15 protein-coding genes are annotated in these 14,396 nt (G+C 73.2%); 3 read left to right on the forward strand and 12 right to left on the reverse strand.

The window, feature by feature from the left end; all coding sequences use genetic code 11:
• Positions 1-86 precede the first annotated feature (86 nt).
• The 5 genes from ACIP37_RS00240 to ACIP37_RS00260 form a co-directional block, all read right to left on the reverse strand.
• Positions 87-1,094, reverse strand: a complete 1,008-nt coding sequence (locus ACIP37_RS00240) for a lysophospholipid acyltransferase family protein (protein WP_363587769.1) — start codon at positions 1,092-1,094, stop codon at positions 87-89.
• Between the two features lie 7 nt (positions 1,095-1,101).
• Positions 1,102-2,214, reverse strand: coding sequence for an NAD-dependent epimerase/dehydratase family protein (locus ACIP37_RS00245; RefSeq protein ID WP_363587801.1), 1,113 nt, complete (start codon positions 2,212-2,214; stop codon positions 1,102-1,104).
• Positions 2,215-2,360: 146 nt separating this feature from the next.
• The gene (locus ACIP37_RS00250; protein WP_003948845.1) at positions 2,361-2,459 is read right to left on the reverse strand and encodes a 30S ribosomal protein bS22; all 99 of its coding nucleotides are present in this window, start codon (positions 2,457-2,459) and stop codon (positions 2,361-2,363) included.
• A 189-nt stretch (positions 2,460-2,648) separates the two neighbouring features.
• Positions 2,649-2,858, reverse strand: coding sequence for a helix-turn-helix domain-containing protein (locus ACIP37_RS00255; RefSeq protein WP_063351305.1), 210 nt, complete (start codon positions 2,856-2,858; stop codon positions 2,649-2,651).
• Positions 2,859-3,084: 226 nt separating this feature from the next.
• On the reverse strand, positions 3,085-4,281 hold the full coding sequence (locus tag ACIP37_RS00260; RefSeq protein WP_363587767.1) for an acetoin utilization protein AcuC: 1,197 nt from the start codon (positions 4,279-4,281) through the stop codon (positions 3,085-3,087).
• 120 nt (positions 4,282-4,401) lie between these two features.
• Between ACIP37_RS00260 and ACIP37_RS00265 the strand changes: the two genes are divergently transcribed.
• A complete protein-coding gene (locus tag ACIP37_RS00265; RefSeq protein ID WP_363587765.1) occupies positions 4,402-4,917 on the forward strand; it encodes a hypothetical protein in 516 nt (171 codons plus the stop codon).
• Positions 4,918-4,957: 40 nt separating this feature from the next.
• Here ACIP37_RS00265 and ACIP37_RS00270 read toward each other — a convergent pair whose 3' ends face one another.
• From ACIP37_RS00270 to proC, 3 genes are all read right to left on the reverse strand, one after another.
• A complete protein-coding gene (locus tag ACIP37_RS00270; RefSeq protein ID WP_400842941.1) occupies positions 4,958-6,154 on the reverse strand; it encodes an MFS transporter in 1,197 nt (398 codons plus the stop codon).
• A gap of 166 nt (positions 6,155-6,320) precedes the next feature.
• Positions 6,321-6,971, reverse strand: a complete 651-nt coding sequence (locus tag ACIP37_RS00275) for an HAD family hydrolase (protein WP_363632228.1) — start codon at positions 6,969-6,971, stop codon at positions 6,321-6,323.
• Between the two features lie 22 nt (positions 6,972-6,993).
• Positions 6,994-7,821, reverse strand: coding sequence for a pyrroline-5-carboxylate reductase (gene proC / locus ACIP37_RS00280; RefSeq protein ID WP_063348845.1), 828 nt, complete (start codon positions 7,819-7,821; stop codon positions 6,994-6,996).
• A 165-nt stretch (positions 7,822-7,986) separates the two neighbouring features.
• Here proC and ACIP37_RS00285 point away from each other — a divergent pair, with 165 nt between their 5' ends.
• Both ACIP37_RS00285 and ACIP37_RS00290 read left to right on the forward strand, forming a co-directional pair.
• Positions 7,987-8,436, forward strand: coding sequence for a hypothetical protein (locus tag ACIP37_RS00285; RefSeq protein ID WP_159398487.1), 450 nt, complete (start codon positions 7,987-7,989; stop codon positions 8,434-8,436).
• Between the two features lie 132 nt (positions 8,437-8,568).
• The gene (locus ACIP37_RS00290; protein ID WP_363587759.1) at positions 8,569-9,933 is read left to right on the forward strand and encodes a hypothetical protein; all 1,365 of its coding nucleotides are present in this window, start codon (positions 8,569-8,571) and stop codon (positions 9,931-9,933) included.
• Positions 9,934-9,936: 3 nt separating this feature from the next.
• Here the strand turns inward: ACIP37_RS00290 and ACIP37_RS00295 are convergent, their stop codons facing one another.
• The 4 genes from ACIP37_RS00295 to ACIP37_RS00310 all read right to left on the reverse strand — a co-directional run bounded on the left by ACIP37_RS00295 (position 9,937) and on the right by ACIP37_RS00310 (position 14,236).
• Positions 9,937-10,467, reverse strand: a complete 531-nt coding sequence (locus ACIP37_RS00295) for a hypothetical protein (protein WP_363587757.1) — start codon at positions 10,465-10,467, stop codon at positions 9,937-9,939.
• 71 nt (positions 10,468-10,538) lie between these two features.
• Positions 10,539-12,383 (reverse strand): dihydroxy-acid dehydratase, encoded by a 1,845-nt coding sequence (gene ilvD / locus ACIP37_RS00300; protein WP_363587755.1) that lies wholly within the window; start codon positions 12,381-12,383, stop codon positions 10,539-10,541.
• A gap of 211 nt (positions 12,384-12,594) precedes the next feature.
• Positions 12,595-13,362, reverse strand: coding sequence for a class I SAM-dependent methyltransferase (locus ACIP37_RS00305; RefSeq protein WP_400809982.1), 768 nt, complete (start codon positions 13,360-13,362; stop codon positions 12,595-12,597).
• Positions 13,363-13,408: 46 nt separating this feature from the next.
• Complete coding sequence (locus tag ACIP37_RS00310) at positions 13,409-14,236, reverse strand: sugar phosphate isomerase/epimerase (RefSeq protein WP_363587799.1); 828 nt, start codon at positions 14,234-14,236, stop codon at positions 13,409-13,411.
• Between the last annotated feature and the right edge of the window lie 160 nt (positions 14,237-14,396).

Here is a 14,396-nt window from a genome sequence, read left to right on the forward strand (position 1 = left end):
CCGGCGATCCCTGGAGTTCCAGGGATCGCCGGGGCCCTCGGCCGTGCCTCGGAGGCCACGGGAGGCCCCCGAAGGTCGCGGGAAACCTAGAAGAACACCGACCGCCGCTGCACCAGCAGCTTGTAGAGCGTGTGCTGGATCGTCTCGCGCACCTCGTCGGCCAGGTCGAAGACCAGCATCGGGTCGTCCGCCGCCTCCGCCGGGTACCCGTCGGTGGCGATCGGCTCCCCGAACCGGATGGTCCACTTGGTCGGCAGCGGCAGCACGCCCAGCGGCCCCAGCCACGGGAAGGTCGGCGTGATCGGCACGTACGGCAGGCCCAGCAGCCGGGCCAGCGTCTTCACGTTGCCGATCATCGGGTAGGTCTCCTCGGCGCCGACGATCGAGCACGGCACGATCGGCACCTTCGCGCGCAGCGCCGAGGAGACGAAGCCGCCGCGCCCGAAGCGCTGGAGCTTGTACCGCTCGGCGAACGGCTTGCCGATGCCCTTGAAGCCCTCCGGCCAGACCCCGACCACCTCGCCGCGCTCCAGCAGCGCCTGGGCGTCCTCGTTGCAGGCCAGCGTGTGGCCGGCCTTGCGGGCCAGCTCGTTGACGCCCGGCAGCACGAACACCAGGTCGGCGGCGAGCATCCGCAGGTGCCGGTGGTGCGGGTGGTGGTCGTGGATGGCGACCTGGGTCATCAGGGCGTCCAGCGGGATCGTCCCGGAGTGGTTGGCGACGATCAGCGCGCCGCCCTCGGCCGGGATGTTCTCGACTCCCTGGACCTCGATCCGGAAGTACTTCTCGGCCAGCGGGCGCAGCAGGGCGAGCAGCACCTCCTCGGTGAGCTCCCGGTCGAAGCCGAACTCGTCCACCTCGTAGTCGCCGGTGATCCGGCGGCGCAGGAAGGCCAGCCCGTCCGCGGCCCGGCCCTCCCAGCCCTTGCCGAACAGTCTGGTGGCCGCCGAACCGAGCTGCCCGGACAACGCCCCGCCGACGGCGTCGGCGAGCCGGTCGGCGGGCCCGGGGTCGTCGGGCGAGGTCCAGCTGGGGGCGGACTCGATCGGGATGACCCTGGCCTCGCCCGGCGCGTTCTCGGCTGCGGCACTCATCGCGGGTTCAGCTCCTGGGTCGGCGGGGGCGGTCGGTACGGACGGTGGGGACGCCGGCGGCCGGGGCCCGCACCGGGCCGAGCAGGGCGGCCAGCCGGTCGGTGACGGCGGCCAGCCGCTCGGGCGGCAGCAGGCCGGGCCCCTGCGCGGCGGCGAAGTCGGCGAAGGCCTCCGGGGTGGTGAACGCCGGGCGGTAGCCGAGCGTCTCGCGCAGTCGCGCGGTGTCCACCACCCGGCCGTGGGTGAGCAGCCGCAGCTGCTCCGGCGAGACGTCCAGCAGCCGGGTCTGCCGGGCCAGCCCGGCCATCCAGCTGACCGCGGGCAGCAGCAGCGGCACGGTCGGCCGGCCGAGCCGGCGGGCGCACTGGGAGAGCAGCAGGACGCCCTCCCCGGCCACGTTGAAGGTCCCGGTGTTGACGGTGCCCGGCTCGGCCTCGGCGGCGGCCCGGCAGAGCACCGCGACGGCGTCGTCCTCGTGCACGAACTGGAGCCGGGGGTCGTAGCCGAGGACGGTCGGCAGCACGGGCAGCGCGAAGTACTCGCTGAGCGGGGTGTCCGCGCCGGGGCCGACGATGTTGGCGAAGCGCAGGACCGTCACCGCGACGTCCGGGCGGCGCCGGGCGAAGCCGCGGACGTAGCCCTCGACCTCCGCCGCGTCCTTGGCGAAGCCGCCGCCGGGCGGGTTCTTCGGCTGGATCCGCTCGGTGAACACCGCCGGGTCGCGGGGCGCGGAGCCGTAGACGCCGGTGGTCGACTTCACCACCAACCGGCGCACCCCGGGCGCCTTCTGGCAGGCGCCGAGCAGTTGCATGGTGCCGATGACGTTGGACTCCTTCACCGCGGAGCGGTTGGTGGAGCCCAGGCCGGTGGCGCTGACGCTGAGGTGGACCACGGTGTCGACCCGGTGCTCGGCGATCACCCGGGAGACCGCCGGGCGGCGCAGGTCGAGCTGGTGGAAGCGGTACTCGGCGGCCGGTCCCTCCGGCTCCTCGACCGGCAGCCGGGGCGGCTGCACGTCCACGCCGACCACCAGGTCCACACCCGGACGACGGCGGACCTCGGCGGCGAAGCGGGCACCGAGATGGCGTGCCACGCCGGTGACGAGCACGACCACGCCCACGGTGTGCACCCCATTCCCTCGGCCCGAGCGGCCTGCGTGCACCGTACCGTGCCGCCCTGCCGGGCCGTGAAACGACACCGCCCGCCCAGGCCGAGGCCTGGGCGGGCGGTGGAAGCGCCGGGCGCGCTGAGCGCGGCCGGGGGCGCTTACTTCTTGTTGCGACGCTGAACGCGGGTCCTCTTCAGAAGCTTGCGGTGCTTCTTCTTGGCCATACGCTTGCGACGCTTCTTGATGACAGAGCCCACGGAACAACCCTCGCTCACTGAGACTCTCGCCCGTGAGAGACGGAGTCCATACGACTGACGGACGGCCTAGCCTACCGTCCACGGGCCCAGGGCCGTAATCGTGCTCCCGGTGACCGGGAAACTCGCGGGGAATCCCCGGCGAACGGGGGTGGGATCCGCAGCTGCGGCCCCACCCCCGCCCACCCGGAACTACGCGCTCTCAAGCCTCACGTAGGACTCCTTGAGGTACTCGTGCACCGCCTGCTGGGGCACCCGGAAGGACCGCCCGACCCTGATGGCCGGCAGCTCTCCGCTGTGCACCAACCGGTACACCGTCATCTTCGACACCCGCATGACCGAGGCAACCTCCGCCACGGTCAGGAAGACGACTTCCTGCAAGGGGCGTTCGCCGGAACTCATGACCATCACCCGACCCTTCACCCGTGTGCAAGGCACCGGCTTCCCCTCCGGTGACTCCACCGGCACACGTGTATCCCCAGAGTAGTTATGGGTGGTACCAGTGGGAAGAGGGGAGGTGCGGTCCTCGTACGGTGAGAGATAGGACTGTTGCAGTACGTAGTCACTCGGCGGAACGCGGGAGTGGGCGTACGCACGGCCCACCCGCACCTGGGCGGGGAGGCCGGTCTCAGGCCAGGAGGCCGAGGTGGGGGAACACCGCGCGGCGGCTGGCGAGGATGGCCTGATCGAGTCGGTCGGCCGGATCGTAACCCGCGTCGAAGTCGCGCCAGACCGGTCGGGCGCCGTCGGTCATCCGCAGCGGGGCGGGCCGGCGGGTGCGGCGGTAGACCTCGGCGCGCCAGGACTCGGGGGTCTCGGTGGCCGGGTCGACGGGCCGTCCGGCGGCGGTGGCGACCAGGTGGGTCCAGGTGCGCGGGACGACGTCCACGACGGCGTAGCCGCCCCCGCCGGTGGCGATCCAGCGGCCGCCGGTGAGCCGGTGGGCGAGGTCGTGCAGTTCCTCGGCGATCATCCGCTGGGCGTCCAGCGTGACGGCGAGGTGGGCGAGCGGGTCCTCCAGGTGGGTGTCGGCACCGTGCTGGGTGACCAGGACCTGCGGGCGGAAGGCGGTGAGCAGTTCGGGCACCACGGCGTGGAAGGCGCGCAGCCAGCCGGCGTCGCCGGTGCCGGCCGGCAGCGGCAGGTTGGCGGCGGAGCCGGGGGCGTCCGGGCCGCCGGTCTCGGTGGGCCAGCCGGTCTGCGGGAAGAGCGTGGCGGGGTGCTCGTGGAGCGAGATCGTGAGCACCCGGGGGTCGTTCCAGAAGGCCTGCTGGACGCCGTCGCCGTGGTGGACGTCCACGTCGACGTAGGCGACCCGCTCGGCGCCGAGTTCGAGCAGCCGGGCGACGGCCAGCGCCGGGTCGTTGTAGACGCAGAAGCCGGAGGCCTTGGCGGGCATCGCGTGGTGCAGCCCGCCGGCGAAGTTCACGGCGTGCGGGGTCTCCCCGCGCCAGACCGCCTCGGCGGCGGCCACGGACTGACCGGCGATCAGCGCGGAGGCCGAATGCACAGCGGGAAAGGACCAGTTGTCGTCGGTGCCGAGCCCGTGCCGGGGATCCGACTCGTCGGGGTGGGCGGCGGCGTATTTGACCGCCTCGACGTACTCCCGGGTGTGCACCAGCCGCAGGGTGGACTCGCCGGCGGGCGGTGCGGCCCGCACCGTCACCCCGGGCCCGGCGTCCAGTCCGAGGGCCTCGACCAGGCGCATGGTGAGCGCCAGCCGGGTCGGGTCCATCGGGTGGCCGGGGCCGAAGTCGTAGGCGGTGACGGCCTCGTCCCAGAAGAGGTGCAGGCCGCAGGGGGTGTCACGCTCGGCGTCGGGCATGGCCTCCACCGTAGCGGGTGGGGGTGGCCGGGCCTTGTCCAGGGCGCGCCGGGGGCGGGGCTCAGGGCCCCCGCGGAGGCCCTACAGACAAAACCTTCACGACTTCATATCCTCTCCGCCATGAAGCCATTCAGCGCGCAACGCCTTGGGGTAATTCTCGCTGCATTACTGGGACTTGGCCTGCTCTTTGCCGCCCAGCCGGCCTCCGCCGCGGTCAGCGGCAGCTCGTTCGCCGTCGACAAGAAGACGGCGGCGGCGGGCGACCAGCTGACCCTGACGCTCTCGCTCACCAACACCGAGACCACCGACATCTACTTCGCCTACGAGTTCATCCAGCCGATCTGGCCGGCCAACCAGGAGGCCGGCGCGTTCACGGTCACCGGGTGTTCCGGCGACTCCACCGACTGCGCCGTCAACGGGAACAACGCGAACTTCCACTTCCGGGCGCCGATCGCCCCGGGCGAGACCCGCACCGTCGCGGTCACCGTCCAGATCACCTCGGCCCCGACCTGGACCGGGCCGTACACCCTGAACTGGGCACCGTACGTCTACTACGAGTACTACCAGTCGGGTGGTGGCATCAAGGACCAGCTGTGGGCCAACGGCCTGCCCGAGCTGGCCACCGTGATCGGCTGACCTCCCTTCCCGCCCCCGCTCGCCCCCGCCCCCGCCCCCGTCACACCGTGGCGGGGGCGAGCGCCGGGGCCGGGGCGAAGCGCTCGGCCAGCGGCAGGACGGCGAGCACCAGCAGCATCGGGGCGAGCAGCGCCCAGCGGTACGAACTCGCGTCGGCGATCGTCCCGACCAGCGGCGAACCGACTAGGAAGCCCACGTAGTTGAAGAGGTTCAGCCGGGCCACCGCGGCGTCCGAGTCGGCCGGGAACAGCCGGCCCCCGGCCGCGAACACCTGCGGGATGATGGCGCAGATGCCGAAGCCGAGCACGGTGAACCCGGCGATCCCCACCCAGGCGGCGGGCGCGGCGGCGGCCAGCGCGAAGCCGAGCGCGGCCAGCCCGGCACCGGCCCGGACCACCGGGACGGCGCCCCAGCGCTGCACCGCGCGGTCGCCCAGCGCGCGGCCCAGCAGCATCGCGACCATGTAGCCGAGGTAGGACAGCTTGGCGACGTCCGCGGCGCTGCCCAGGCCGTCGGTGAGGTACTTGACGCTGTAGTTGGAGACCGAGGCGTCCGCGATGTACGCGAAGGCCATCGCCAGGCACAGCGGCAGCAGCGGCCGCCAGGGGATGGACCGCGCGGCGGCCTCGGCGGCCTCCCGGACGGCGTCCCCGAGTTCGGCCGGTCCGGCGAATCGGGTGCCGGTCAGCAGGGCCAGCGGGGCGATCACCGCCGCGACCGTGCCGAACAGCACCGGCAGGCCGAGCCCGTAGTGCGAGCCGAGGCCGGCGAGGGCCGCCCCGAGGATGCCGCCGAGGCTGAACGCGGCGTGGAAGCCGATCATGATCGAGCGGCCGTAGCGGTGTTGCAGGCCCACCCCCAGCATGTTCATGCTCGCGTCGAGCGCGCCCACCAGCAGGCCGAACGCCCCGAGCACGACGGCGAGTTGCCAGAGCGTGTCGCCGAGGCCGGCGCCCGCGAGGCTGAGGCAGACCAGCGGCTGGACGACCCGCAGCACGGCCCGCGCGCCGGTGCGCTTCACCAGCTGTTCGGAGGTGATCGAGCCGACCCCGGCGAGGATCGGCACCGCGGCCAGGAACAGCGGCAGCAGCGCGTCGCTCAGCCCGTACCGGTGCTGGATCTCCGGAATGCAGGTGACCAGCAGCGCGAAGGTGGTGCCCTGGAGCAGGAAGCTGACGGCGAGCGCGGCCCGCCCGGCGCGCAGGCCGGGCGGGATCGCGGGTGACGCGGCACTCATGGCGAACCTCGCTACTGGCCGGTACGACGATGTTGGCGAGAGCGTAGGCGGTGGACCGCGATTGCGGGAGGGGTCGCGCAGGGACTTTCCGCAGCCGGACGGAAGGGCCGGGCGGAACCGGTCGGAGCAGGGCGGGTCGGAGCAGGGCGGGTCAGAGCAGGGCGGGTCAGAGCAGGGCGGTGACCTCGGAGAGGTCGGCGATCAGCCCGGTGGCCCCGGCGGCGGTCAGCTTCGCCGGGTCGGTGAGCGCGGTGTAGCCGTACACGTCCATGCCCGCGGCCCGGGCCGCCAGCACGCCGTTGGGGCTGTCCTCGACGACCAGGCAGCGGGCCGGGTCGACGCCGAGGGTGCGGGCGGCGTGCAGGAAGAGGTCCGGCGCGGGCTTGCCCACGCCGACGTCCTGGGCGCTGAAGATCCGCTCCTCGGCGACGTACCCGCGCAGGCCGGTGACGTCCAGCGCGGTGCGGATCCACACGTGGTGCGCCGAGGAGGCCAGGCAGTAGGGGACGGAGCGCTGCCGCAGTTCCTTCAGCAGCTGCTCCGCACCCCGGACGGCCGTCAGCTCGGTGCCGAACGCGTCGAAGACCCGGCCGTGGAACAGCTCGTCGAAGCCCTCCGGCAGCGTCGCGGCGTCGTACCGCTCGGCGATCACGTCGTGGATGCGGTGGGCGGCGCAGCCCATGAAGTCCCGGTAGGAGTCCTCGACCGTGGTCGGGTAGCCGAGTTCGGTCAGGTACGCGGCCAGCACCCGGTTGGAGAGCGGCTCGCTGTCCACCAGGACACCGTCGTTGTCGAAGATCACCAGGTCGTAGGCCATGCCGTCGAGCCTACCCAGCCGGCTACTTCCCCCCGGAGGCGAGCTCCCGGGAGCGGTCCCGCGCCGCCTCCAGGGCGCCCAGCAGCGCGGCCCGCACCCCGTGGTTCTCCAGCTCGCGGATGGCCGCGATGGTGGTGCCGGCCGGGGAGGTGACGGCCTCGCGCAGTTTCACCGGGTGCTCGCCGGAGTCGCGCAGCATCACCGAGGCGCCGATCGCGGACTGCACGATCAGGTCGTGCGCCACCTGCCGGGGCAGGCCGAGCAGGATGCCCGCGTCCGTCATCGCCTCGACCAGGAAGTAGAAGTAGGCCGGGCCGGAGCCGGAGAGCGCGGTGGCCGCGTCCTGCTGGGCCTCGGGCAGCCGCAGCGCCTTGCCGACCGAGCTGAAGATCTCCTCGGCCCGCTCCAGGTGCTCCTCGGTGGCGTGCGAGCCGCCGGAGATGACGCTCATCCCCTCGTCCACCAGGACCGGCGTGTTGGGCATCACCCGGACCACCGGGGTGCCGGCCGCCAGCCGCTCCTCGAACCAGGCGGTGGGGATGCCGGCCGCGGCCGAGATCACCAGCCGGTCCGCGCCGACGTGCGGGGCCAGCTCCTCCAGCAGGGTGCCCATGTCCTGCGGCTTGACGGCGAGGATCAGGGTGTCGGCGAGTTTGGCGGCCTCGGCGTTGGAGGCGGCCACCACGCCGTAGCGGGCGGCGAGTTCGGCGGCGCGCTCGGGGCGGCGGGCGGTCACCAGGACGTCCGCCGGGTCCTTGCCGGCCCGCAGCAGGCCGGAGAGCAGGGCCTCGCCGATCTTGCCCGTGCCCAGGAAGGCGATCTTCTGTCCGTGTGCTGCGCTGGCGCCCATGGCCGCTCCTTACCTCGGTACTGCGGCCATCCTCGCACCGCACGGGGGCACCCGCAGGGACCGTCCAGCCCGTGGTCGGCGACGGGTTGCCCCACCTCGTCCCTAGGGAGAATCTCGGGGGTTTCCCCTATGGCCTCCGGCGCCGCACGGGAGCACCGTGGAGTCATGGCACACGACGAAATGTCCCGACGTGAGAACCGGCAACTCGCCGTCGCCTCGGCGACCGTGGGACCGTGGCGGACGGCCGCGGGGGTCGGTGCGGTGGTGGGTGCGACCGCCCTGGGGATCGACGCGATCTCCGGGCACTGGTCCCTGGGCATGCTGGCCGGGCCGGCCGGCTGGGCCCTGTTCTTCTTCTTCCTGGTCGGCACCGTCGGCGGGCAGCTGCGCCGCGACACCTCCGAACGGCGGCTGCGCCGCTGGGCGAACGACCACCCGTGGCAGTCGGCCCTCCCGGCGGCCGGCGGGCTGCTGGTGCTGGACATGCTGGCGCAACTGCTGCTCGGGGACGCGGGCCTGTTCGGCGCGTTCTTCCTGGCGCTGCTGCCGGCCGGCATCCTGCTGGCCGTCGCCGGGATCGTGGGATCGGTGAAGCAGGCCCGCACCAAGGACTGACGCCCCCGCAGAGCGCGCCGGAAACGGCCGGAACGGAACAGACCGGGACGGATCACCGCGCCCGCACACGAGTTCACCACAAGGTGTGCCCCCGATCGACGAATCGTCACACCCCGTCGGCATACTGGCGCGATGCCGACAGCCGAAGATCCACAACCGCGCCCCGCCGAGGGCCGCGAGCCGGGCGGGTCCGACCCGTCCGGAGCGGGCGGGAAGGACCCGTTCGCAGACCTCGTCCTGGACGAGGAGTTCGTCAAGGGGGCCGCCGTCACCGAGCAGTCCGGGCGCACCCGGATGCTGGCCGCCCGGTGGAAGCACACCCCGCCGGTCGACCCGGGCGGCCGCCGCTCGGTCGACGACGGCCCGGCCAAGGCCGGCCGCCGGTTCGGCCGCACGCCGAAGCCCCCGGTGACCGACCCGTGGGGCAACCCGCGCCCGCGCCGCCGCCGGCTGGACTGGCGCGCGCCGCTGTACGTCGTGCTGACCATCGCGGTGCTGCTCGCGGCCCTGAACCTCGACGGGCTGCGCAGCTGGTACTCCGACCACTACGGCGGCGACTCCTCGACGGCCCACGCCCCCGCGCCCACCGTCGCCCCGGAGACGGCCAAGCCGACCGCCGCACCGCCGAAGGTCGACGAGCAGCAGCCGACCGTGGACCACCCGTGGGCCGGTTCCATCGCCGAGGGCTGGCCGAACGGCGCCGAGGCCTTCGTCCTGCCCGACGCCCGGGCCACCGGCGTGTTCTCCGCCGAACAGGTGGGCGCCCAGCTGCAGTTGGTCAAGGACTACCTGACCGCCGCCAACCTGGACCCGCAGGTGATCGCGGGCGGCCGGCCGGAAGCCGCCCTGGCGCTGCTGGACCGGGAGGACCGGGACCGCGCGATCAACGCGCTGGCGAAACCCTCCAAGGACACCGACCCGACCACCTGGTTCAGCCGCTTCGACCAGCGCGAGGCCGTCCAGGTGGGCGACGCGGTCAAGGTGCAGGGCCGGATCACCTTCGAGGGCGACGGGGACAAGGGCCTCCTCGTCCACGCCGACTTCAGCTACGTGTACGCGATGCGCCCCGGCCCGGACGCCACCAAGCGCGCCGCGTCACCCCAGCCGCCGACGGGCGGACAACCGCCGACGAAGCCGGCCGCGCCGAAGGACGGCACGGCCAAGCCGGTGGGTCTGCTGGTGCCAGCGGCCGACGTGACCGGGGACACCTGGACCACGCGCACGATCGTGCGCCGGGTCGAGAACTTCCGCTTCTACGACCCGGCCCGCTACCGGACCAACCCGAAGAAGCTCGTGTTCGGCGAGGGCGGCGGTTCGGAGTCCGCCAACTCGTCCTGCGACGTCTACGACGGCTACTACCACCCGCAGTTCGACCAGTTCGCGGCGCAGTCGCCGGACGCCCCGGGCAGCCGTCCGACCGGCCCCACCACGGACCCGTACGACCGCCGCAAGGACCTGTCGACCGCCGACGAGTGCGGCGCGGCCAGCCGCCTCTGAGGCTCAGCCCCGGCGCTTGCCCCGGCCCGGCGCCTTGGCGCCGGGCCGGCCGCTGCGGCCCGCCTGGCGCTTCTCGTACTGGGCGACGGCCCGCTCGTACGAGGAGCGCCTGACCGCCTCACCGGGGGCCTCGACCAGGCTGCGGGCGAAGTAGGCGGCCAGGCTGCCGGCGCCGCCGATAAGCCAGACCGCGCCGAGCGACTTGTCCTCGGCCATCCAGCCGCTCAACTGGTCCTTGCCCTCGGTGAGGACCTTCCAGGTGCGCATGACGCACATCATCGAGCAGACCGCGATCGCGGCCGTCAGCAGCCCGTTCAGGAAGCCGCCGCCGTCGGAGAGGGCGACGCCCTCGACGCCGAAGCGCAGCAGCAGGACGGCGGCGGCGGTCGTGACCAGCGCGCCGGCCGACACGGCGACGCGGCGCAGCCAGTAGCCGTTGTCCCGGTTCACCCAGCTGGTGCCGAACCAGCGGATCGGCTCCGGCTCGGGGGCGCCGGCGGGCTTGGGTGCGGGGGTGGGGGGCTGCTCGCTCACGGGGTCGATTATCACCCAACGCGCGAGGAGCCGCCCCGGCCTGCGGGACGGCTCCTGCGGTGCTGCGGGACTCAGCCGAGCTTGGTGACGTCGCGGACGGCGCCCTTGTCGGCGGAGGTGGCCATCGCGGCGTACGCGCGCAGGGCCTGGCTGACCTGGCGGTCGCGGTTCTTCGGGCGGTAGCCGCCCGCGGCCTCCAGGGCGCGGCGGCGCTCGGCCAGGACCTCGTCGGGCACCTCCAGGGAGATGCTCCGGCCCGGGATGTCGATGGCGATGGTGTCGCCGTCCTCGACCAGGGCGATGGTGCCGCCGGAGGCGGCCTCCGGGGAGGCGTGGCCGATGGACAGGCCGGAGGTGCCGCCGGAGAAGCGGCCGTCGGTGACCAGCGCGCAGGCCTTGCCGAGGCCGCGGCCCTTGAGGAAGGACGTCGGGTAGAGCATCTCCTGCATGCCCGGGCCGCCCTTGGGGCCCTCGTAGCGGATGACGACGACGTCGCCCTCCTTGACCCGCTTGGCGAGGATCGCCTCGACGGCGTCGTCCTGGGACTCGACGACCACGGCCGGGCCGCTGAAGGTCCAGATCGACTCGTCGACGCCGGCGGTCTTCACGATGCAGCCGTCCTCGGCGAGGTTGCCGTGCAGGACGGCGAGGCCGCCCTCGATCGAGTAGGCGTGCTCGACGCTGCGGATGCAGCCCCCGGCGGCGTCGGTGTCCAGCGACTCCCAGCGCTCCGACTGGGAGAAGGCCTCGGCGGAGCGGACGCAGCCGGGGGCGGCGTGCCACAGTTCGACGGCCTCGGCGGAGGGCGAACCGCCGCGCACGTCCCAGGTCTTGAGCCACTCGGCGAGCGAGTCGGAGTGGACGGTGTGGACGTCCTCGTTGAGCATTCCGCCGCGGTACAGCTCGCCGAGGATGGCGGGGATGCCGCCGGCCCGGTGCACGTCCTCCATGTAGTACGAGCCGTTGGGCGCGACCTTGGACAGGCAGGGGACCCGGCGGGAGACGGCGTCGATGGCCCGCAGGTCGAAGTCCAGCTCGGCCTCCTGGGCGGCGGCGAGCAGGTGCAGGATGGTGTTGGTCGAGCCGCCCATGGCGATGTCCAGGGCCATGGCGTTCTCGAAGGCGGCGCGGGTGGCGATCGCGCGGGGCAGCACCGAGGCGTCGTCCTGGCCGTAGTGGCGGTCGGCGATCTCGACGACCGTCCGCCCGGCCCGCTCGTACAGGGCCTTGCGGGCGGTGTGGGTGGCGAGGACGGAGCCGTTGCCGGGCAGCGAGAGGCCGATGGCCTCGGTGAGGCAGTTCATCGAGTTGGCGGTGAACATGCCGGAGCACGAGCCGCAGGTGGGGCAGGCGTTCTCCTCGATGATCGCGATGTCCTCGTCGGAGACGTTCTCGTTGGCCGCCTGGGAGATCGCGTCGATCAGGTCGAGCCTGCGCACGGTGCCGTCGACGAGGGTGGCCTTGCCGGCCTCCATCGGGCCGCCGGAGACGAAGACGGTCGGGATGTTCAGGCGCAGCGCGGCCATCAGCATGCCCGGGGTGATCTTGTCGCAGTTGGAGATGCAGATCAGCGCGTCGGCGCAGTGCGCGTTGACCATGTACTCGACCGAGTCGGCGATCAGGTCGCGCGAGGGCAGCGAGTAGAGCATGCCGCCGTGGCCCATCGCGATGCCGTCGTCCACGGCGATGGTGTTGAACTCGCGCGGAATGCCGCCCGCCTGCTTGATCGCCTCGGAGACGATCCGGCCGACCGGCTGGAGGTGGGTGTGGCCCGGGACGAACTCGGTGAAGGAGTTGGCGACCGCGATGATCGGCTTGCCGAAGTCCTCGCGGGCTACGCCGGCGGCCCGGAGAAGCGCCCGGGCGCCTGCCATGTTGCGACCGTGGGTGACCGTACGGGACCTCAGCTCGGGCACTGTGCTCCACTCCTTCGGGGCTCTCGCCGGCGCCCCGCCGGTAGGAGGATGCGGGGGCCGCTGTGGCTACCGAGCCTACGCCCGCCGTCCAGGCGGCGGACGGTCCGTCCGCGATGCGGTCACGCGGGCGGGCCGTCCGGGCGCGGGTCGGGCCGAGGTGCGGGTCAGGCGGGGTGCGGGTCAGGCGGGGCGCGGGCCGTCCGGGCGCGGGTCAGGCCGGGGTGATCCCCACCGCCAGTTCCAGGACGTAGGGCTCGACCACCCGGCCGTCCGGGAACTCGGCGATCATCGCCTGCCGCTCGACGGCCAGCACCGGTTCGCGCTCGGCGGGGGAGAGCGCTGCCATGAACGAGCGGGAGACCAGGTCGTCGAGCACGTGGTCGACGGTGATCCGCCGCTCCCAGCGCAGCACCGCGCGTTCGACCCTCAGCCCGGCCGGGGCCAGCAGGGCGGTGAACTCGGCGATCCGGCCGTAGCCGTGGTAGCTGGGCAGCGCGGCGCTCAGCCGCTCCACCCGGGCCCGGACCCAGGGCACGGTCTCGTCGTGCACGTTCCACCAGACGGCGAGGGCGCCGCCGGGCCGCAGCACCCGGATCGCCTCGGGGATGGCCCGTTCGGTGCGGGTCCAGTGGAAGGACTGGGCGTAGCTGATCAGATCCGCGGAGTCGTCGTGGAACGGCAGTTCGTCACCGCCGGCCCTGACCAGCGGCAGGCCCGCCGAGGAGGCCAGGAACTGGGCGGCCATGCCCGCGTTGGGCTCCACCGCGACGACGTCGGCGCCGCGCGCGGCCAGCAGCCGGGTGGCGATGCCGGTGCCGGCGCCGACGTCCAGCACCCGGGCCCCCTTGAGGCTGCGACCGGACAACCGCTCCAGCGCCTCGAACAGCCCGTCCGGGTAGCCGGGGCGGGCCCGGTCGTACTCGGCGGCGACTCCGCCGAAGCTCTCGGCGATCTCCCGGAAGTCCTGTTGGTCCGTCATCTCTCCCCTTAAGCAAGGAAGTTCGCACCCAGCCGGGCGCGGTTCCTCAGCGTACGCGCGAGGGGGTGGCCAGGTGCAAGCGGGTGAAGGCGAGCGCCTCGGCCAGGTCGGCCTCGCGTTCGGCGGGGGACGCGGAGCGGCGGGTGTTGACCTCCAGCACCACGTGGCCGTCGAAACCGGTACGGGCCAGGTGCTCCAGCAGTTCGGCGCAGGGCTGCTTGCCACGGCCCGGGATCAGGTGCTCGTCCTTGCCGGAGCCGCTGCCGTCGGCGAGGTGGATGTGGGCGAGCCGGTCGCCCATCCGCTCGACCATGGCGAACGCGTCGATCCGGGAGGTGGCGACGTGCGAGAGGTCGATGGTGAAGTGCCGGTACTCCTCGTCGGTGACGTCCCAGCCCGGGGCGTAGGCCAGCACCTCGCGGTCGCGGTAGCGCCACGGGTACATGTTCTCCACCGCGAAGCGGACGTCGGTCTCGCCCGCCATCCGGTTGATGCCCGTCACGAAGTCCCGGGCGTACTGGCGCTGCCAGCGGAACGGCGGGTGGACCACGACGGCGCTCGCACCGAGCTTCTCGGCCGCCGCCCGGGCCCGGACCAGCTTGGTCCACGGGTCGGTGGTCCACACCCGCTGGGTGATCAGCAGACACGGCGCGTGCACGGCCAGGATCGGCAGTTGGTGGGCGTCGGAGAGACGGCGCAGGGCCTCGATGTCCTGGCTGACCGGGTCGTTCCAGACCATCACCTCGACCCCGTCGTAGCCGAGCTTGGCGGCCAGCTCGAAGGCGACGGCGGTGCCCGCCGGGTACACCGACGCGGTGGACAGGACCACCTTGGTGTCGGGAATGTGCAGGGCCGGGTGCGAGGGCAGCACCAGCCGGTCGGTGGTCCGCAGCAGCGGCGGGCGGGCGGCGTCGCGGCGGGCGGCCTTGACCGAGCGCACCGACTGGACGGCGGCCTTGGCGGCGCCGGCGGCCCGGGCGGTGCGGGTCTCCCGGGGGGCAGCGGTCGCGGCGGCCTTCCGCGTTCCGGACTTC

The sequence above is a fragment of the Kitasatospora sp. NPDC088861 genome (genome assembly GCF_044750105.1).
Classification (GTDB): Bacteria; Actinomycetota; Actinomycetes; order Streptomycetales; family Streptomycetaceae; genus Kitasatospora.